This window comes from Arthrobacter sp. SAFR-179 (genome assembly GCF_059414945.1).
Genome location: NZ_JBPFDM010000001.1, coordinates 271,740 through 289,371, shown reverse-complemented (window position 1 = coordinate 289,371; position 17,632 = coordinate 271,740). Strand labels below are relative to the sequence as shown.

At 66.7% G+C, this 17,632-nt stretch carries 16 protein-coding genes; 7 read left to right on the top strand and 9 right to left on the bottom strand.

Annotated elements, in window-relative coordinates:
• Positions 1–90: 90 nt before the first annotated feature.
• The 4 genes from ACR65K_RS01445 (at position 91) to efeB (ending at position 4,286) form a co-directional block, all read left to right on the top strand.
• On the top strand, positions 91–582 hold the full coding sequence (locus ACR65K_RS01445) for a YajQ family cyclic di-GMP-binding protein (RefSeq protein ID WP_056329547.1): 492 nt from the start codon (positions 91–93) through the stop codon (positions 580–582).
• A gap of 236 nt (positions 583–818) precedes the next feature.
• Positions 819–1,679 (top strand): iron uptake transporter permease EfeU, encoded by an 861-nt coding sequence (gene efeU, locus ACR65K_RS01440; RefSeq protein WP_440151062.1) that lies wholly within the window; start codon positions 819–821, stop codon positions 1,677–1,679.
• A gap of 37 nt (positions 1,680–1,716) precedes the next feature.
• Positions 1,717–2,913 (top strand): iron uptake system protein EfeO, encoded by a 1,197-nt coding sequence (gene efeO, locus ACR65K_RS01435; protein WP_440151060.1) that lies wholly within the window; start codon positions 1,717–1,719, stop codon positions 2,911–2,913.
• Positions 2,910–4,286, top strand: a complete 1,377-nt coding sequence (gene efeB / locus ACR65K_RS01430) for an iron uptake transporter deferrochelatase/peroxidase subunit (RefSeq protein WP_440151059.1) — start codon at positions 2,910–2,912, stop codon at positions 4,284–4,286. Before efeO ends, efeB begins: the two co-directional genes overlap by 4 nt.
• An 18-nt stretch (positions 4,287–4,304) precedes the next feature.
• Here the strand turns inward: efeB and htpX are convergent, their stop codons facing one another.
• Positions 4,305–5,171 carry a zinc metalloprotease HtpX gene (gene htpX, locus ACR65K_RS01425; RefSeq protein ID WP_056329536.1) on the bottom strand — a complete coding sequence of 289 codons (867 nt, stop codon included), beginning with the start codon at positions 5,169–5,171 and terminating at the stop codon, positions 4,305–4,307.
• 28 nt (positions 5,172–5,199) lie between these two features.
• Positions 5,200–6,471, bottom strand: a complete 1,272-nt coding sequence (locus ACR65K_RS01420; RefSeq protein WP_056329533.1) for an MFS transporter — start codon at positions 6,469–6,471, stop codon at positions 5,200–5,202.
• 80 nt (positions 6,472–6,551) lie between these two features.
• Between ACR65K_RS01420 and ACR65K_RS01415 the strand changes: the two genes are divergently transcribed.
• The 3 genes from ACR65K_RS01415 (at position 6,552) to ACR65K_RS01405 (ending at position 9,326) form a co-directional block, all read left to right on the top strand.
• Positions 6,552–7,037 carry a Fur family transcriptional regulator gene (locus ACR65K_RS01415; protein ID WP_056329532.1) on the top strand — a complete coding sequence of 162 codons (486 nt, stop codon included), beginning with the start codon at positions 6,552–6,554 and terminating at the stop codon, positions 7,035–7,037.
• A 7-nt stretch (positions 7,038–7,044) separates the two neighbouring features.
• Positions 7,045–8,541, top strand: a complete 1,497-nt coding sequence (locus ACR65K_RS01410) for a catalase (protein ID WP_056329529.1) — start codon at positions 7,045–7,047, stop codon at positions 8,539–8,541.
• 149 nt (positions 8,542–8,690) lie between these two features.
• The gene (locus ACR65K_RS01405) at positions 8,691–9,326 is read left to right on the top strand and encodes a DUF2461 domain-containing protein (RefSeq protein WP_440151058.1); all 636 of its coding nucleotides are present in this window, start codon (positions 8,691–8,693) and stop codon (positions 9,324–9,326) included.
• A 135-nt stretch (positions 9,327–9,461) separates the two neighbouring features.
• Here the strand turns inward: ACR65K_RS01405 and ACR65K_RS01400 are convergent, their stop codons facing one another.
• The 7 genes from ACR65K_RS01400 to ACR65K_RS01370 form a co-directional block, all read right to left on the bottom strand.
• Positions 9,462–11,027 carry an amino acid permease gene (locus ACR65K_RS01400; RefSeq protein WP_440151057.1) on the bottom strand — a complete coding sequence of 522 codons (1,566 nt, stop codon included), beginning with the start codon at positions 11,025–11,027 and terminating at the stop codon, positions 9,462–9,464.
• 174 nt (positions 11,028–11,201) lie between these two features.
• Positions 11,202–11,609 carry a DUF779 domain-containing protein gene (locus tag ACR65K_RS01395; protein ID WP_440151056.1) on the bottom strand — a complete coding sequence of 136 codons (408 nt, stop codon included), beginning with the start codon at positions 11,607–11,609 and terminating at the stop codon, positions 11,202–11,204.
• Positions 11,609–12,631, bottom strand: coding sequence for an alcohol dehydrogenase AdhP (adhP, locus tag ACR65K_RS01390; RefSeq protein WP_440151055.1), 1,023 nt, complete (start codon positions 12,629–12,631; stop codon positions 11,609–11,611). Before adhP ends, ACR65K_RS01395 begins: the two co-directional genes overlap by 1 nt.
• 52 nt (positions 12,632–12,683) lie before the next feature.
• The gene (gene exaC, locus ACR65K_RS01385; protein ID WP_056329517.1) at positions 12,684–14,207 is read right to left on the bottom strand and encodes an acetaldehyde dehydrogenase ExaC; all 1,524 of its coding nucleotides are present in this window, start codon (positions 14,205–14,207) and stop codon (positions 12,684–12,686) included.
• Positions 14,208–14,376: 169 nt separating this feature from the next.
• Positions 14,377–15,720, bottom strand: coding sequence for a helix-turn-helix domain-containing protein (locus tag ACR65K_RS01380; RefSeq protein ID WP_056329514.1), 1,344 nt, complete (start codon positions 15,718–15,720; stop codon positions 14,377–14,379).
• Between the two features lie 33 nt (positions 15,721–15,753).
• Positions 15,754–17,025 carry a glycosyltransferase gene (locus tag ACR65K_RS01375; RefSeq protein WP_440151054.1) on the bottom strand — a complete coding sequence of 424 codons (1,272 nt, stop codon included), beginning with the start codon at positions 17,023–17,025 and terminating at the stop codon, positions 15,754–15,756.
• Positions 17,025–17,630: a TetR/AcrR family transcriptional regulator gene (locus ACR65K_RS01370; RefSeq protein WP_056329507.1), complete on the bottom strand. Its 606-nt coding sequence runs from the start codon at positions 17,628–17,630 to the stop codon at positions 17,025–17,027. Before ACR65K_RS01370 ends, ACR65K_RS01375 begins: the two co-directional genes overlap by 1 nt.
• Positions 17,631–17,632 lie beyond the last annotated feature (2 nt).

Sequence of the window (17,632 nt, the reverse complement as noted above, 5' to 3'; positions counted from 1 at the left end):
GCCCCCATCCCCCGGGGCATCCGTACTAGGCTGGATGGCAGTGATCCAGGCCCTGTCCCCGCACAGGGCTCCCATCAACAAAGGAGAGTCATGGCAGGCGAGTCAACGTTCGACGTCGTAAGCAAAGTGGACAAGCAGGAAGTGGCCAACGCCCTCAACCAGGCCCAGAAGGAACTCGCCCAGCGCTACGACTTCAAGGGCGTCGGCGCCGAGGTGGACTTCAGCGGCGAGAAGATCCTCATGAAGGCCAACTCCGAGGAGCGCGTCCTGGCGGTCCTGGACGTGCTGCAGTCCAAACTGATCCGCCGCGGAATTTCGCTGAAGTCCCTGGACGCCGGCGAGCCGTACGCTTCGGGCAAGGAGTTCCGCCTGGAGGCATCCATTAAGGAAGGCATCGCCCAGGACCTGGCAAAGAAGATCAACAAGCTCATCCGCGACGAGGGCCCCAAGTCCGTGAAGTCCCAAATCCAGGGTGATGAACTGCGGGTTTCCTCCAAGTCCCGTGATGACCTGCAGGCTGTGATGGCGCTGCTGAAGGACTTCGAGGAAGCCGATCTGCAGTTTGTGAACTTCCGCAGTTAGCCTTCCACCGCCGCCATCTTCGGCACCCAAAGTGCTTTTCGCTGCAGTTACAGGCTGGCGCGCCCCACACATGGGGTGCGCCAGCCTTTTGCGTATCGCGGCCAATCATGGACGCGCAAAGGCGGCCCTGTAACCTGCACGCAATTACCGCACGTTTAGTTTGCGTAATAGCGCGCGGCGGGTAACCTCTTCCTTAGGCCTGCCTAAGTAAGGCTTACCTGAGCGAAAGAACATCCATGACTGCCAACTTCCTGATCGGCCTGCGCGAAGGACTCGAAGCCACCCTGGTGGTAGTCCTTCTCATGGCATACCTGGCCAAGACGGACCGCCACCACCTCCTCCCCCGGCTGTGGGCGGGCGTTGCGGCGGCAGTGGTGGTCTCCGTTGGTTTTGGTGCCCTCCTGACCTTCGGCCCCAAGGGGCTGACCTTTGAGGCGCAGGAGGCGATTGGCGGAGGCCTGTCCATCGTCGCCGTCGGCCTGGTGACCTGGATGGTCTTCTGGATGGCACGCACCGCCCGGACCCTGGGAAGCGACCTAAAATCACGCGTTGACAGATCCGCGGACGGAGCGGGCTGGGGCCTGGCAGTGGTGGCCGCCATTGCCGTGGGACGTGAAGGACTGGAAACAGCGCTCTTCCTCTGGGCTGCGGCCAAGGCCACCGGCGAATCCACCCAGCCGCTGGTCGGCGCCCTGCTGGGCCTGGCAGTTGCCGCCGGCCTGGGCTACCTGCTGCACCGCGGCGTCCTCAAGGTCAACCTCTCCCGCTTCTTCACCTGGACGGGCGCGGCCCTGATCGTCATCGCCGGTGGCGTCCTGTCCTACGGCATCCACGATCTCCAGGAGGCCCGTCTCCTTCCGGGGCTGCACTCCCTGGCGTTCGATATCAGCGGCGCGGTCCCGCCGTCGTCCTGGTACGGCACCCTGCTCAAGGGCACACTCAATTTCTCCCCGGCCACCACCTGGCTGGAAGCTGCCGCGTGGCTCCTGTACGTGGTGCCCGTGCTGTTCCTCTACCTGCGCACCAACCGCAAAGCCCCAGCCGGCCCCGCCGCTTCCGGCACCAAAGCTGCCGTCAAGGCCGCAGCGGCCGTCTGACCCCCTCATCCCCGCCCCGCACTCAAAGGACTTCCCCATGCCCGGCTTTTCCCTGCCCCAAAAACCCCGCCACGCTTTCCGAAACAGGCCCGCCGGCCTCGCTGCCGCCGTCGTGGCCGTCCCGCTGCTCCTTGCCGGCTGCACGGACAACACCAAGGCGGCAGATACCTCGGGAGGAGCCATCGAGGTTGTCAGCTCCAACACTGCGTGCAAGGTGTCCACCGGCCGCGTGCCCAGCGGCAACCTCAACTTCTCGGTAAAGAATGAGGGCACGGAAGTCACGGAGTTCTACCTCCTGGCGTCGGACGGCCTGCGCATCCTGGGCGAGGTGGAGAACATCGGCCCGGGCCTGACCCGCAATTTGGTGGTCACCGCCCCGGCCGGCACCTACACCACGGCGTGCAAGCCCGGCATGGAGGGCGACGGCATCAGGGGCGCCCTGGAGGTCACCCAGTCCGGAAACCAGCCCACGGCAGACGCGGACTTCCAGCATCTCCTGGACACTGCCACCGCCCAGTACGCGTCCTATGTGAAGGACCAAAGCGAGCAGCTGCTCAGCGGCACGGAGAAGTTTGCCGCGGCTTTCGCGGCAGGCGACACCGCGCAGGCCCGTGACCTGTACGCCGCAACGCGCCAGCACTGGGAACGGATTGAGCCCGTGGCAGAGTCCTTCGGGGACCTGGACCCGCAGCTCGACGCCCGCGAGGCAGACCTTGAACCGGGCCAGGAATGGACCGGCTGGCACCGCGCCGAAAAGGACCTCTTCCCGCCGGCGGAGTACACCGCCATGACTGCGGCCGAACGGTCCGGCATCGCCGACCGCATGGTGGCCGACACCAAGGACCTGGTGGAGCGCACCAAGACCCTGGAGTTCACCGCGGACGCGCTGGGCAACGGCGCAAAGGAACTGCTGGACGAGGTGGCCACGGGAAAGGTGACCGGGGAAGAGGAAATCTGGTCCCACACCGACCTCTGGGACTTCCAGGCGAACGTGGACGGCGCCCGCATCGCCTTTGAGAACCTCAAGCCCGCCCTCCAGCAGAAGGACGCTGCCTTGGCCGCCTCCCTGGAGGAGAAGTTCGCCGCCCTGCAGGACGAGCTTGCCACCCATGCCCAGGGCTCCGGTTTCACCTCCTACGACAAGCTGGCCACCGAACAGGTCCAGCGGCTCGCGTCACTGGTGGACGCGCTCGGGGAACCGCTGTCCCGGCTGACGGCGGCCGTGGTCCTGTGACCGGGTGCCCGTTTGGTGGCCGGCCGCCCGAAGCCTCCCGGGCGGCCGGATCCGCCGTTTCCACTGACCCGCCGCTTGATGGCAGGGACAGGGAACAGCCGACGGCGGGAGCGCGCCTGAGCAGGCGCGGCCTGTTTGGCATCGCCGGATTGGGCGGCGCCGCCGCCGGCCTGGCTGCCGGCTTCCTGGGCCACGACGCCGTGGCCGCCTCCGCCGCGCCCGCGGCTGCAGACACCCTGGTGGTCCCCTTCCACGGCGACCACCAGGCAGGCATCACCACGGCTGCCCAGGACCGCCTGCACATGGCAGCGTTCGACGTCACCACCACCAAGCGGGACGAACTGATCCAGCTGCTCAAGGACTGGACCGAGGCTGCGGAAGCCCTGACGCAGGGCCGTCCGGCCGGGGCAACGGGTGCCTTGGACGGGCCGTACGGCGCGCCGCCGGAAGACACCGGGGAGGCGCTGGACCTGGATGCCGGAAAGCTGACCCTGACCTTCGGTTTCGGGGCGGCCCTCTTCGAAAAGGACGGTGCGGCCCGTTTCGGCCTGGCCGGCCGCCGGCCCGAGGCGCTGATCGACCTGCCGCATTTTCCCGGCGATGACCTGGACCCCGGGCGCAGCGGCGGTGACCTTGTGGTCCAGGCCTGCGCGGATGACCCGCAGGTGGCGGTGCACGCCATCCGGAACCTGGCCAGGATCGGGTTCGGGAAGGTGCGGGTCCGCTGGTCACAGCTGGGCTTCGGCCGGACATCATCCACCTCCCGAGCGCAGCAGACCCCGCGGAACCTGTTCGGCTTCAAGGACGGCACCAACAACCTCAAGGTCGAGGATGAGCAACTGCTGGACCAGCACGTGTGGGCCCAGGCCGCGCGGCCCCAGGACGCCTGGATGGCCGGCGGCAGCTACCTGGTGGCCCGCCGGATCCGGATGCACATCGAAATCTGGGACCGCACCTCACTGGGCGAGCAGGAGGCACTGGTGGGCCGGACCAAGGGCACGGGAGCCCCGCTGTCCGGCGGCGAGGAGTTCACAAGCCCCGACTTTAACCGGCAGGGCAGGGGCGGCAAACCCCTCATTCCGCTGGACTCGCATGTCCGGATGGCCCACCCCAGCCACAACAACGGCGTGCAGATGCTGCGCCGGGGCTACAACTACACGGATGGTTCGGACGGCGTTGGCCATCTCGACGCCGGGCTGTTCTTCATCGCTTTCGTCACCGATCCTCGGACGCATTACGTCCCCATGCAGCTGGCCATGGCGAAAGGCGACACGCTGGCCGTCGAGTACCTGAAGCACACCGGCTCGGGTCTCTTCGCCGTCCCCGGCGGGGTGAAGCCGGGCGGCTACATCGGCGAAGGCCTCTTCACCTAGGGCGTGCGCCCTGGATTGCTACGGCTGCCGGCCGGCCAGCCGTTCCAGCCGGGCGATCCGGTCCCGCATGGGCGGGTGAGTGGCGAACAGCTTGTTCATGGCACCGCCGCGGAACGGGTTGGCGATCATTAGGTGCGAGGCGTTGACCAGCCGCTGGTCATGCGGCAGCGGCGCAATGCTGACGCCGCGCTCAATCTTGGCCAGGGCTGAGGCGAGCGCCAGCGGATCGCCGGTGAGCTGCGAACCGTCCTCGTCGGCGTCGTACTCCCTGGTGCGGGAGATGGCCATCTGGATCAGCGACGCCGCGAACGGGGCCAGCAGGGCCATGGCGATCATGGCCAGGGGGTTGGCGTTGCGCCGGTCACCGCCGCCGAAGAACAGCAGCATCTGCCCCACCGAGGTGATCACGCCGGCGACGGCGGCAGCCACGGACGAGGTGAGGATGTCCCTGTTATAGACGTGCATGAGTTCGTGCCCCAGGACGCCGCGGAGCTCGCGGGTGTCCAGGAGCTGCAGGATGCCCTCGGTGCAGCAAACGGCTGCGTTTTGCGGGTTGCGGCCGGTGGCGAACGCGTTGGGGTTCATGGTGGGCGACACATAGATGCGCGGCATGGGCTGGTTGGCGCGCATCGAAAGCTCGCGGACAATCTGGTAGAGCTGTGGCGCCTGGGCTTCGGACACCGGGAAGGCCTGCATGGACCTGATGGCAATCTTGTCGCTGTTCCAGTAGCCGTAGAAGGTGGTGCCGACGCCGATCAGGGCCATGATCCAGATGGGTGCGGAACTGCGGGTGCCCACCCCGATGAGCCCGCCGAGGCCCAGCAGCACCGCCCACAGCACCCCGAACAGTGCTGCGGTCTTCAGTCCGTTGTGGTGTTTGTGCACGTTTCCTCCTCAATAAGGGAACGGCCCGCTAAGGTACCGGGTTCCTCGCATCGTACGCCCGGAATCCCGGCTGCAGTTTCGCCGCCAGCCACGCCCCTGCGATGCACAGTACTCCACCCATCAGCAGGACCCAGCCCTCATTTAGAATCCTGGTGGCGCCGCCGGCCAGCAGGTCCCCGATCCGGGGGCCGCCGGCCACCACCACGATGAACACGCCCTGCAGCCGTCCGCGGAGGTGGTCCGGGGCTGCGGCCTGCAGGATGGTGTTGCGGAAGACGCTGCTGATGGAGTCGGCGATGCCGGCCAGGGCGCAGCAGATGGCCGCGGGCAGGAGCCACAGCGTCACCGCTCCTCCCGGCGCGGGGCCGGCCAGCAGCACCACCAGGCCGAAGGCCCCGATGGAGGCGCCCCAGCCCATCACGGAAACCACGACGGCGGTCCCTTGGCGGCGCACGCTGCCCAGCGGCCCGGAGAACAGGCCGGCCAGGAACGCGCCGACGGCGGTGCAGGCCAGCAGGATGCCCACAGTTGCCTCGCCGCCGCCGATCATGAGGGCCGCGACGGCGGGCAGCAGCGCCCGAGGCTGGGCAAGGATCATGGCCACGAGGTCGATGATGAAGGTCATGCGCAGGTTGGGGCGGGTGCCGAGGAACCGGAAACCCTCTATGACGGAGCGGATCCCCGCCTTCCTGTGGCCCCCGGTGGGAGCCATGGGCGGCAGCCGGTAGACCGCCCACAGGACGAAGGCGAAGCTTACGAAGTCGATGGTGTAGGTCCAGCCGAATCCGAGCCACGCCACCAGCAGGCCTGCCAGCAGCGGCCCTGCCGTCATGGCAAGGCCCAGGGACAGCATGCTCAGCGCGTTGGCGGCCGGCAGGAGTTCCTTGCGGATGAGCATGGGGATGATGGCGCTGCGGGCCGGCTGGTTGATGGCCTGGGCCCCGCTTTGCAGCGCCACCAGCAGGTACAGCAGCCACACGTTGCCCAGCTGCGCCCAGGCCTGCAGGGCGATCAGGCCGGTGGTCAGCCACAGCACGGTGGTGGCCAGCAGGGCAATGCGCCTGCGGTCGTGGGCGTCGGCGATGGAGCCGCCCATCAATCCCCCGATGACCAGGGGAACCAGTGCGAAGATGCCGAGCAGGCCCACATAGAAGCTGTCCTGCGTCAGCCGGTAGACCTCGAGGCTTACGGCCACCAGGGTGAGTTGGCTGCCGACGGCGGACACTGCCGATCCGAGCCACAGCCGGCGGAATGCGGGGCTTTCCCTGAGCGGTGTGACATCGGCAAGTAATTTCCCCACTCCGTAACAGTAATGGCCGACACGATGAGGTAAGCCGCGCCTTATTGTGAGTTGCTAAAAATAAGTGTTTCAATGGAGCCATGACGGAGCACTTTGACGGCCAGGAAGCGTGGGCTGCAGCCCTGCGCGCCCACGGCCGCAGGGTGACCAAGCAGCGGCTGGCTGTGCTGGCCGCCGTCGAACGCCACCCGCACTCCCCTGCCGAAAGCATCCTTGCCGCCGCCCGGGCCGAACTGCCGGAACTGACGGCCCAGTCCGTCTACGTTGTCCTCGGCGACCTGACGGACCTGCACATGCTGCGCCGCTTCGAACCGCCGCACTCCCCCGCCCTGTATGAAACGCGCGTGGGCGACAACCACCACCACGCCATCTGCATCAGCTGCGGACGCGTGGAGGACGTGGACTGCGCCGTCGGACACGCCCCCTGCCTCACGCCCCACTGGAACCCGGACGCCAAGCCCATGACCATCCAGATCGCGGATGTCATGTACCAGGGCATCTGCCAGGACTGCCAGCAGGCCCAGAAACTTCCTTCCCACAGTCCCTCGCAAGAAAAAGAGAAATAGGAGAACAATGACTGCCGTTTCCACAACCCAGTCAGGTGCGCCGGTTACATCCGACGCTCACTCGAAGTCAGTTGGTGCCGATGGTGCCATCATCCTGACCGACCACTACCTCGTTGAGAAGCTCGCCCAGTTCAACCGCGAGCGGGTTCCGGAGCGCGTAGTGCACGCCAAGGGCGGCGGTGCATTCGGCACGTTCAAGACCACCGAGGACATCTCCAAGTACACCAAGGCCGCGTTCCTGCAGCCTGGCGTCGAGACCGACATGCTGATCCGCTTCTCCTCCGTGGCCGGCGAGAACGGCTCCCCGGACACCTGGCGTGATCCCCGCGGGTTCGCCGTGAAGTTCTACACCTCCGAGGGCAACTACGACCTCGTGGGCAACAACACCCCCGTCTTCTTCATCCGCGACGGCATCAAGTTCCCGGACTTCATCCACTCCCAGAAGCGCCTGCCGGGCACGCACCTGCGCGACGCGGACATGCAGTGGGACTTCTGGACCCTGTCCCCCGAGTCCGCCCACCAGGTCACCTGGCTGATGGGTGACCGCGGCCTGCCCGCCTCCTGGCGTGAAATGCAGGGCTACGGCTCGCACACCTACCAGTGGATCAACGCCGAGGGCGAGCGCTTCTGGGTCAAGTACCACTTCAAGTCCAATCAGGGCGTGAACTCCATGAGCTCCGAACAGGCCGAACAGCTTGCCGGATCCGACGCGGACTTCTATATCCGCGACCTGTCCGAGAACATCGAAGCCGGCAACTTCCCGTCGTGGGACCTGCATGTCCAGGTCATGCCGTACGAGGACGCCAAGACCTACCGCTTCAACCCGTTCGACCTGACCAAGGTGTGGCCGCACGCGGACTACCCCCTGATCAACGTGGGCACCATGGAGCTGAACAAGAACCCGGAGAACTACTTCGCGCAGATCGAACAGGCCACGTTCGCGCCGTCGAATTTCGTGCCCGGCATCGCAGCCTCGCCGGACAAGATGCTGCAGGCCCGCATCTTCTCCTACGCGGACGCACACCGCTACCGCGTGGGGACCAACCACGCGCAGATCCCGGTGAACCAGCCCAGGAACCAGGTCAACAACTACAGCCAGGACGGCCAGGGACGCTTCCTGTTCAACGCCCCCTCGGTCCCGGTCTACGCCCCCAACACCTTCGGCGGCCCGGCCGCCGTTGAGCCGCAGAACACCGCCGGCGGCTGGGAGAACGACGGCGAGCTGACCCTCGCCGCGCACTCCCTCCACGCCGAGGACGGCGACTTCGTCCAGGCCGGCGCGCTGTACCGCGAGGTTTACAACGAAGGTGAAAAGGCCCGCTTCCTGGAAACCATCACCGGTGCCGTGGGCGGCGTGAAGCGCTCCGATATCAAGGAACGCGCCATCCAGTACTGGACCAACGTTGACGCCGAACTCGGCGCCAAGCTGCGCGCCAACCTTGGTGCGGTCGCTGCTCCGTCCGCACCGACCTCCGACGCAGAGGCCGCCAACAAGATCGGCTGACCCTGCCGCTTGAACTGAAAGACCACCCCGCCACGGTTTCCGCAGCGGGGTGGTTTTTTCGGTCCCGGCACTTTTTGCACACACTGTCTTTTTGCACATACGGCCCTGGGCCCCTGTCCCGCTCTCCGCGCCCGTCCTAGGCTCCGTTCATGGACACTTTTTCAGGCATTCCCCCGGAAGCCTTCCGGTTCTATGAGGAACTGGAGGACAACAACAACCGCGAGTGGTGGCTTGCGCACAAGGACACCTATGACAGGGCAGTCAGGGAACCCCTGGCCCTGCTCCTCGCGCAGCTTGAGCCCGAGTTTGGCCCTGCCAGGCTGTTCCGCCCCTACCGTGACGTCCGCTTCTCGCAGGACAAGTCACCCTACAAAACGGCACAGGGCGCCTTCGCCACCCGGCAGGAAGGCGTGGGCTACTACCTGCAGGTCAGTGCGGACGGGCTGCTGGTGGGAGGCGGCTACCGCTCCCATACGCCGGCGCAACTGGCCAGGTTCCGGGCTGCGGCCGATGCCTCGGGAAACGGCGCAGCGCTGCAGGAGATTGTGGACGCCATTACTGCGGCCGGCTTCAGTATTGACGGGGAGAAACTCAAGACCGTTCCCCGCGGCTTCGACAGGGACCATCCACGGGCAGAACTCCTCAAGTACAAGACCCTGTACAGCGGGTCCCACCTGGGCCGTGCGGAGTGGATTTCCACGGAAGCAGCCGCGGAGGAAATCGCAGGCAGGTGGCGGCAGCTCCGTCCGCTCATTGAATGGGTGGGCCGGCATGCGGCGCCCTGAATCACCGGAACCAAGACCCGCGGGTACCAGAGCCGCTGAAAACAGGAACCGCAGGAAACACAGGTTGCTCTTAAACGCGGCTGCCCGCCCGGCAGAAGCCGGGCGGGCAGCTCAACAGCGTAGAGCGGCGGGCCGTCAGGTGCGGCTCAGCTCGTCCTCGTCGTCACGCTCGGCGGCTGCTTCGGTCCTGGCTGCAGCGGGTGCGCCGTTGACGGACACGCTGGCTTCGGCGAAGCGCTCGTTGAGCCGGGAGTGCCGCTGTCCGTAGGCGAAGTAGATCGCCAGGCCGATGACCAGCCAGATGGCGAAGAAGATCCAGGTCTCCACAGCCAGGTTGGTCATGAGGTACAGGCAGAGCACTGCGGAAACGATGGGCAGCACCTTGCCGAACGGGACGCGGAAAGCGGGCTTCAGGTCCGGGCGCTTCCTGCGGAGCACCAGGATGCCCAGGCTGACCACCACGAACGCGGACAGCGTACCGATGTTGATCATTTCCTCGAGCAGGTCCACATTGGTGAGGCCTGCCACCAGGGCAACTGCGGCGCCGCAGATGATCTGGAGGCGCGCCGGCGTGGAGCGCTTGTCGCTGGTCTTGGACAGCGACCGGGGCAGCAGGCCGTCGCGGCTCATGGCCAGCACCACGCGGGACAGGCCCATGAGGAGCACCATGATGACGGTGGTCAGGCCCACAAGGGAACCGAAGGCGATGACCTTGGCGGCGGAGGTGTCACCCACGGCCTCGAAGGCGGTGGTGAGGGTGGGGCTCTTGGCTTCGGCAAGCTGGGTGTAGGACACCATGCCGGTCAGGGCCAGGGAAACCAGGATGTAGAGCAGCGTGACCAGGGCCAGGCCGCCAAAGATGCCGCGGGGCAGGGTCTTTTGCGGGTTCTTGACTTCCTCGGCGGAGGTGGCCACCACGTCGAAGCCGATGAAGGCGAAGAACACCAGTGCGGCGCCGGCGAAGATGCCCATGGTGCCGTACTGGGCGGGGGCGGCACCGGTCAGGAAGCCGAAGAAGGACTGCTTCAGGACGTCCGCGGCGCCGGTGCCTGCCGTGGGCTCGGCGGCGGGAACGAACGGGCTGTAGTTCTCCACCTTCACGTAGGTGAAGCCCACCACGATCACGAACAGCACCACGCCGATCTTGATCAGGGTGAAGATGTTGCCCACACGGGCGGACAGCTTGGTGCCTAGCACCAGCAGCACGGTGAAGATGGCCACGATCAGGAAGGCGCCCCAGTAAAGGTCCACGCCGCCCAGCGAGATGGCCGGCGGAACGTCCAGGCCCGTCAGGGCAAACACCTTGCTGAGGTAGATGCCCCAGTACTTGGCAATGACGGCGGCAGCGGTGAACAGTTCCAGGATCAGGTTCCAGCCGATGATCCAGGCAAGGAGTTCACCCATGGTGGCGTAGGTGAAGACATAGGCCGAACCTGCTACGGGGATGGCAGTGGCGAATTCGGCGTAACACATGATGGCCAGCGCGCAGGTGACGGCGGCGATGGCGAAGGAGACGGTAACGGCGGGGCCTGCGAAGTTGGCAGCGGCCTTGGCGCCCACCGAGAAGATACCGGCGCCGACAGCAACGGCGACGCCCATGATCATGAGGTCCCAGGTGCTGAGGGAACGCTTGAGCTTGCGTCCGGGCTCATCGGCGTCGGCAATCGACTGCTCGATGGATTTTGTCCGCAGAAGATTCATAAGGGGTCACAATCCTGGTTTGTGAGGGAAACAGACCTATCAACGATAGTGTCCATCCACTGGACGGGCCCAATCGTCCCGAATAGTGAGACGGTCAAAGCGCCGAATATTCTTCTGTCAACGCACTCGGGGCCCTCCGATTGGAGAGCCCCGAGAGGGAATACGTCGAACTTGCTAGGCGGGCCAGTCCATCAGCGTGGACCGGATCAGGAAGCGTCTGCCCTCCGGCGCTTCCACCGAAAAGCCGCTCCCCCGGCCCGGTACAACATCGATGGTCAGGTGGGTGTGGCTCCAGTAATTGAACTGCTCCCGGGACATCCAGAACTCCAGCGGCAGGGGCTGCAGCCCGTCGGACAGGTCGAACAGCCCCAGCAGGACGTCCGAATCCCCGGTGATGAAGTCCCCGGCCGGGTAACACATGGGCGAGGACCCGTCGCAGCAGCCGCCGGACTGGTGGAACATGAGCGGTCCGTGCCGGTCCCAGAGCAGCCGCAGCAGGTCCACGGCCGCCGGCGTGAGCGCCACCCGGGAAAAGTCTTCCCCGGGCAGCGTCACGGCGGCATCGATCCCATGGGCGGGCATCAGAACCTCAGCACCACACGGCCGTCGATCTTGGCGTGCTTCATTTCATCGAAGACGGCGTTGACCTCGGAGAGCTCCCGGACGGAGACGGTGGGGTGGATCTTGCCCTGCGCGTAGAAGTCCAGGGCTTCCTCCATATCCTGCCGGGTGCCCACGATGGAGCCGCGGACGGTCAGTCCCTTGAGCACAATCTCGAAGATCGGTGCCGGAAAGTCCCCCGGCGGCAGGCCGTTGAAAACGATGGTGCCGCCACGGCGGGCCATACCGATGGCCTGCCCGAATGCCGACGGATGCACCGCAGTAACCAGCACTCCATGGCATCCTCCTGTTTCACGCTGGATGACCTCCACCGGATCTTCGTGCAGGGCGTTGACGGTCACTTCGGCCCCATGGGCCCTGGCCAGGGCCAACTTGTCGTCGGCGACGTCCACGGCCGCCACCCGCAGGCCCATCGCGACGGCGTACTGGACGGCGATGTGCCCCAGGCCGCCGATGCCGGAGATAGTGACCCACTGGCCCGGGCGGGCCTCGGTCATCTTCAGGCCCTTGTAGACGGTGACGCCGGCACAGAGCACCGGCGCCACCTCGACGGGGTCGGATCCCGCCGGTATGCGGGCCGCGAAGCGGGAGTCCACCAGCATGTACTCCCCGAAGGAGCCGTCCACGCTGTAGCCGCCGTTCTGTTGGGCTTCGCAGAGGGTCTCCCAGCCGGTGCGGCAATACTGGCAGTCACCACAGGCGGACCAGAGCCAGGCGTTGCCCACCAGGTCTCCAACCTGGAGGCCGGTGACGCCCTCGCCCAGTGCCACCACTTCCCCCACACCCTCGTGGCCGGGAACGAACGGTGGGGTGGGCTTGACCGGCCAGTCCCCCTCCGCTGCATGGAGGTCGGTGTGGCAAACGCCGGTGGTCAGCACCTTGACCAGCGCCTGTCCGGGTCCGGGTGTTGGGACGTTGAGGGTCTGGACCTGCAGGTCCTTGCCGAATTCGGTTACTACGGCTGCTTGCATTGTCGTCGTCATTGGCGATCCTTGCGTCGTTGTAGCTGGGTTGGGATAGGTTTTGCCGCGGGGCTTAGAAGAAGCCCAGCTTGTTTTCGTCGTAGCTGACCAGCAGGTTCTTGGTCTGCTGGTAGTGGTCCAGCATCATGGCGTGGTTCTCACGGCCAATGCCGGATGACTTGTAGCCGCCGAAGGCAGCTCCGGCCGGGTAGGCGTGGTAGTTGTTGACCCAGACACGGCCGGCCTGGATTTCCCTGCCGGCCCGGTAGGCCACGTTGCCGTTTCGGGACCAGACACCGGCGCCCAGGCCGTAGAGCGTGTCGTTGGCGATGCCCATGGCGTCGTTGTAGTCGCTGAACTTCGTCACCGCCACCACGGGCCCGAAGATCTCCTCCTGGAAGATCCGCATCCTGTTGTGGCCCTCGAACACGGTGGGCTGGACGTAGAAGCCGCCTGCCAGGTCGCCCGGGAGTTCTGCGCGGGCGCCGCCGGTGAGGACCTTGGCGCCTTCCTGCTTTCCGATGTCGATGTAGGACAGGATCTTCTCCAGCTGGTCGTTGGAGGCCTGTGCACCCACCTGGGTATCGGTGTCCAGCGGGTTGCCCTGGACCATCTTCTCCACCCGGGCCACCGCGTCCGCCATGAAGGAGTCGTAAATGTCCTCCTGGATCAGGGCACGGGACGGGCAGGTGCAGACTTCGCCCTGGTTGAAGGCGAACAGGGCGAAACCTTCCTGGGCCTTGTCGTAGAACGCGTCGTTGTCCTGGGCCACGTCGTTGAAGAAAATGTTGGGGCTCTTGCCGCCCAGTTCCAGGGTGACGGGGATGAGGTTCTGGCTGGCGTACTGGCTGATGAGCCGGCCGGTGGTGGTTTCACCGGTGAAAGCGATCTTCCGGATCCGGGAGCTGGACGCCAGCGGCTTGCCGGCCTCCACGCCGAAGCCGTTGACCACGTTCAGCACGCCGGCGGGCAGCAGATCCCCGATGAGTTCCACCAGCACCAGGATGGAGCTTGGGGTCTGCTCGGCGGGCTTGAGCACCACCGTGTTTCCGGCCGCCAGCGCGGGCGCAAGCTTCCAGACGGCCATGAGGATGGGGAAGTTCCAGGGGATGATCTGGCCCACCACGCCCAGGGGTTCGTGGAAGTGGTAGGCAGTGGTGTTCTCGTCCAGCTGGGACAGGCTGCCTTCCTGGGCGCGGACTGCCGAGGCGAAGTAGCGGAAGTGGTCCGCGGCCAGCGGCAGGTCCGCGTTGAGGGTTTCCCGGACCGGCTTGCCGTTGTCCCAGGTTTCGGCGACGGCGAGCATTTCCAGGTTCTCGTCAATGCGGTCGGCGATCTTGTTCAGGATGGCCGCGCGTTCCGTCGCGGAGGTCTTGCCCCAGGACGGCGCCGCCTTGTGCGCCGCATCCAGGGCCAATTCGATGTCCTCCGCCGTGCCGCGGGCCACCTGGCAGAACGCCTTGCCGGTCACCGGGGTGATGTTCTCGAAATACTGCCCCTTCACGGGGGCAACCCATTCGCCGCCGATCCAGTTTTCGTACCGGTCCTTGAAGGTGACCTTCGAACCGTCGGTTCCCGGCTGTGCGTAAACGGTCATGTGCTTAGCTCCTTTGCTGTGCAGGAGGCGGGCCACAGGGGCGTCCGCCGTTGAAGACAGCGTAGGAGCCGGGAGGTTGCAGCCAGGTTGCGCCCCACCTGCCCCCTAACCTCGCAAGCTCGGCCAGGGAACCCTGCAGGCGTGGGCCCGTCCTCGCAACTCCAAATAATCAGGCGCGCAGTTCGGCTTCCAGTCGTTCCAGGTCGGCCACGACGGCGGCCCGCTTGGGTGAGCGCGGCGGCAGGAGGCGGAGCGCGGCGCGGCGGATTTCGACGTCGTCACTTGCCTCGGGCAGAGCGGCGTACTTGAGCAGGGACTCGGCGCTGCCGTCAGTGAGGACCGCTTCCCGCAGCAGGGACGAAACCCTGTTCCTCAAGTCCACGATGCCCGGTGCCTCGGAGCGTGGAAGCACCCCGCCGCGGTAAATCTCCAGGGCAATCCGGTGTGCACCGCGCTGCAGGCAACTGAGCACCTGGCCCGTGTCCGGCACCAGGTCGATGGGCAGCCGGTAGGGGCGCGACCCGGGAACGGCATCCTGCGAGAGCTGCTGGAGGACTTTGCGCAGGCGGACCATCTCGGCGCGCAGTGTCATGGTGGAGCCGTCCCCCGGATACAGCAGCGAGCTCAGTTCCTCCGCTGTGAGGCCGTCCGGGTGCATGCTGAGCAGGGCAAGGATTTCGCTGTGCCGGGCGGACAGGGAAACGGTCCTGCCGTCAAGGCTGAGCAGTGCCTGGTCGCGGCCCAGCAGCTGCAGGCTGTTCCGGTAGAGGCTGCCTTCCTTGGCACCCTGGCCCTGCCTTCCTGCAGCGGCCGGGGACCGTCGTCGTACCGGCTTCCTGGCCAGCTCCGCAGCATGCTGCAGGCGCTCCACCCGCAGCTGCGCCTGGGCGGCCGCCACCGTTGCCTCCACCAGGGACAGGGTGTGCGGGGCCACCGCCGTTGCCGTCCCCGTGATGTCCACGACGCCGAGCACGGCGCCTGAGTCGGGGTCATGGAAGGGGACAGCGGTGCAGCTCCAGGGATGGACGGTGCGCTGGTAGTGCTCGGCGCCGGCAATCTGGATCCCCCTGCCCAGGGCCAGGGCGGTGCCCGGGGCGCTGGTGCCAACACTGGCTTCGGACCAGTCGGCGCCGGGGACGAACATCATTCCTTCGGCCCGGCGCTGGAGCGCGGGGTCCCCGTCCACCCACAGGAGCCTGCCCACCTCATCCCCCACGGCCACCAGGAGTCCGCTGTCGTGGCTGGGCTGGACCAGGAGCTTGTTGATGACCGGCATGATGGCAGCCAGGGGGTGCTGCCGGCGGTACTCCTCCAGCTCCTCGTAGTCCAGGGCCAGCGGGGCGGCCGTGTTGTCCGGGTTTGCCTTGAAGCTGGCGGACCGCAGCCAGGATTCCCTGATGAGTTTGCGCAGGCCGGGGATTTCGGGAGTGGCGCCGCCCAGGGCGTGATCCAGGCGCTCGTGCCCGGCCAGGGCGGCACGCTGGCGCGGTTCAGGCTGGAGCAGGTTCGTCATCGAACTCCCTGGAAGTGCAGGCTTCTGGCGCCGCTAGTCTAGCCGCAGCAGTTCCTCCAGCGCATCCACCCCTGCCGCCGCTCCTCCCGCCGCAGCGTAGCCCTCCGCAACGCGCCGCGCCCCCGGTGCTTTGGTCCGGGCCTCGTGGACGGCTGCGCGGAGCCTTTCGGCGGTGAGGTGCTTCCGGCTGAGCCGCACCCCGGCGTCGGCCGCCACCACCCTCGCTGCCACCTCGTGCTGGTCCCGGCCGAACGGGACCACCACCACGGGAACCCCCTTGGACAGCGCCTTCTGGGTGGCGCCCATGCCGCCGTGGGTGACGGCGACGGCCGCGTGGTCAAGGACCTGGCCGTGTGGCACGAAGTGCTCCAGCCGGACGTTCGCCGGCACCGGTCCGAAGCCGTCGCTCCGGGGTGCACGGCCGGAGCCGGCCGATCCTGCGTCCGCTGCCGGCAAGGTGGCCACCACTGTGAAGGGTTCAGCGGCCAGCCCGGCCAGCGCCGCCCGCACAAGGGCTTCGTCGGCCTGGTATTCGGAGGATGTGGTCACCAGAACCACCGGGGTTTGGTCATCCCGCAGCCAGGCCGGAGTTTCCGTGGAGGGTTCCCAGCCGAGCGCACCGATCATCCGCACGTCCGGACCCCAGTCAGGATGGGGGTATTCGAAGGGCTCGGATGTGGCCACGAGCAGCAGCGGTGCGGTGCGGAACATTTCGTCCGCACCGCTGACGGGTGGCAGCGTGCCGGCGGACAGTTCCGAGCGCAGCGCGTTGATGCGCGGCAACATCAGCTTTTCCACGGCGCCGATCACCAGGCGGCGGGCCACCGCGTCGCGGGCCCTGCCCACGGGCCCGGACATGGGGGCAAGCCCGGGGCCGAACGGCGGCGTTCCCCTGGATTGCAGCGGCGGGGTGTAGGGGCTGAAAGTGGCCCACGGCAACCCGGATAGTTCGGCCTGGATGCGGGCTCCCCATGAGTTGATGTCGATCAGGAGCAGTTCCGGGCCCACCTCATCGATGGCCTTCTGCAGGTCCGGGGCGTCGAACCGGGCGCGGGCGGTGAAGGTTTCCACGCTGGAAGCCAGGGCTGCCTTCGCATTCCGTGCCCGGTAGTCCGTGGCCTCGACTGCCAGGATCCGCTCGTCCACCGACCCGGCATGGAACCCTGTCCCCTTGAGCAGCGGGACCTGCCGGCGCAGCGTGCGGACGTGGACATCATGGCCGCGGTCCTTCAGTTCCTGGAGCAGCGGAACCATCGGGAAAAGATGGCCAATGGCGGGAGAAGTGTAGGCAAGGACGGTGGACATCAGGGCCTCCGGGTGAAGGGTTCCAGCATTTCGAGCAGGCAGTGGGCCACCTGGTCGCGGCTGAGCCCCGCGTCGAGGCGCAGCAGTTTCCAGGTGTAGACGTCGCAGAGGGCGACGAACTGGGCCAGGCGGCGTTTCCGCTCCGCCCTGTCCGGAAGGTAATCGTCCGCGAGGAAGGGGGCGAAGACGCGTTCGCACCACTGCCGGTGGATCCGCCGGCCGCCCTCGGTGATCTCTGCGAGGACAGGGGAAGTTTCCTCCTCGGCGAGCAGCTTCAGGGCCAGGGCGCCGGTGGTCTCGTAGTGATCCAGAAGGTTGTTGACGGCGGCAGGTACGTCGCCGGGAGGAGCGGCACCGCGCTGGGCGGCCACCTCCGTTGACGCGAATTCAGCCGTGGCGTGGATCAGCCCCATGCGGTCACCGAAGCGGCGGATAACGGTTTGGACGGTGACGCCTGCACGTTCGGCCACAGCATTCAGGGTCACGTCGGCGAGCGGCCCCTCCATGAAGAGGTCAAGAGTCGCCTGCAGGATCCGCCGCCCGGTAGCGGCGGCAGAGGCTGCGCGGTTCCGGGAATCGTAGGCCCGGGTCCCCGCCGTATTCATGT

Excerpts from the sequence above, each read along its gene's own strand:
- ACR65K_RS01445 (WP_056329547.1), top strand. The coding sequence starts at position 91 with ATGGCAGGCGAGTCAACGTTCGACGTCGTAAGCAAAGTGGACAAGCAG.
- efeU (WP_440151062.1), top strand. The coding sequence starts at position 819 with ATGACTGCCAACTTCCTGATCGGCCTGCGCGAAGGACTCGAAGCCACC.
- efeO (WP_440151060.1), top strand. The coding sequence starts at position 1,717 with ATGCCCGGCTTTTCCCTGCCCCAAAAACCCCGCCACGCTTTCCGAAAC.
- ACR65K_RS01415 (WP_056329532.1), top strand. The coding sequence starts at position 6,552 with ATGACGGAGCACTTTGACGGCCAGGAAGCGTGGGCTGCAGCCCTGCGC.
- ACR65K_RS01410 (WP_056329529.1), top strand. The coding sequence starts at position 7,045 with ATGACTGCCGTTTCCACAACCCAGTCAGGTGCGCCGGTTACATCCGAC.
- ACR65K_RS01405 (WP_440151058.1), top strand. The coding sequence starts at position 8,691 with ATGGACACTTTTTCAGGCATTCCCCCGGAAGCCTTCCGGTTCTATGAG.
- ACR65K_RS01400 (WP_440151057.1), bottom strand. The coding sequence starts at position 11,027 with ATGAATCTTCTGCGGACAAAATCCATCGAGCAGTCGATTGCCGACGCC.
- ACR65K_RS01395 (WP_440151056.1), bottom strand. The coding sequence starts at position 11,609 with ATGCCCGCCCATGGGATCGATGCCGCCGTGACGCTGCCCGGGGAAGAC.
- adhP (WP_440151055.1), bottom strand. The coding sequence starts at position 12,631 with ATGACGACGACAATGCAAGCAGCCGTAGTAACCGAATTCGGCAAGGAC.
- exaC (WP_056329517.1), bottom strand. The coding sequence starts at position 14,207 with ATGACCGTTTACGCACAGCCGGGAACCGACGGTTCGAAGGTCACCTTC.
- ACR65K_RS01380 (WP_056329514.1), bottom strand. The coding sequence starts at position 15,720 with ATGACGAACCTGCTCCAGCCTGAACCGCGCCAGCGTGCCGCCCTGGCC.
- ACR65K_RS01375 (WP_440151054.1), bottom strand. The coding sequence starts at position 17,025 with ATGTCCACCGTCCTTGCCTACACTTCTCCCGCCATTGGCCATCTTTTC.
- ACR65K_RS01370 (WP_056329507.1), bottom strand. The coding sequence starts at position 17,630 with ATGAATACGGCGGGGACCCGGGCCTACGATTCCCGGAACCGCGCAGCC.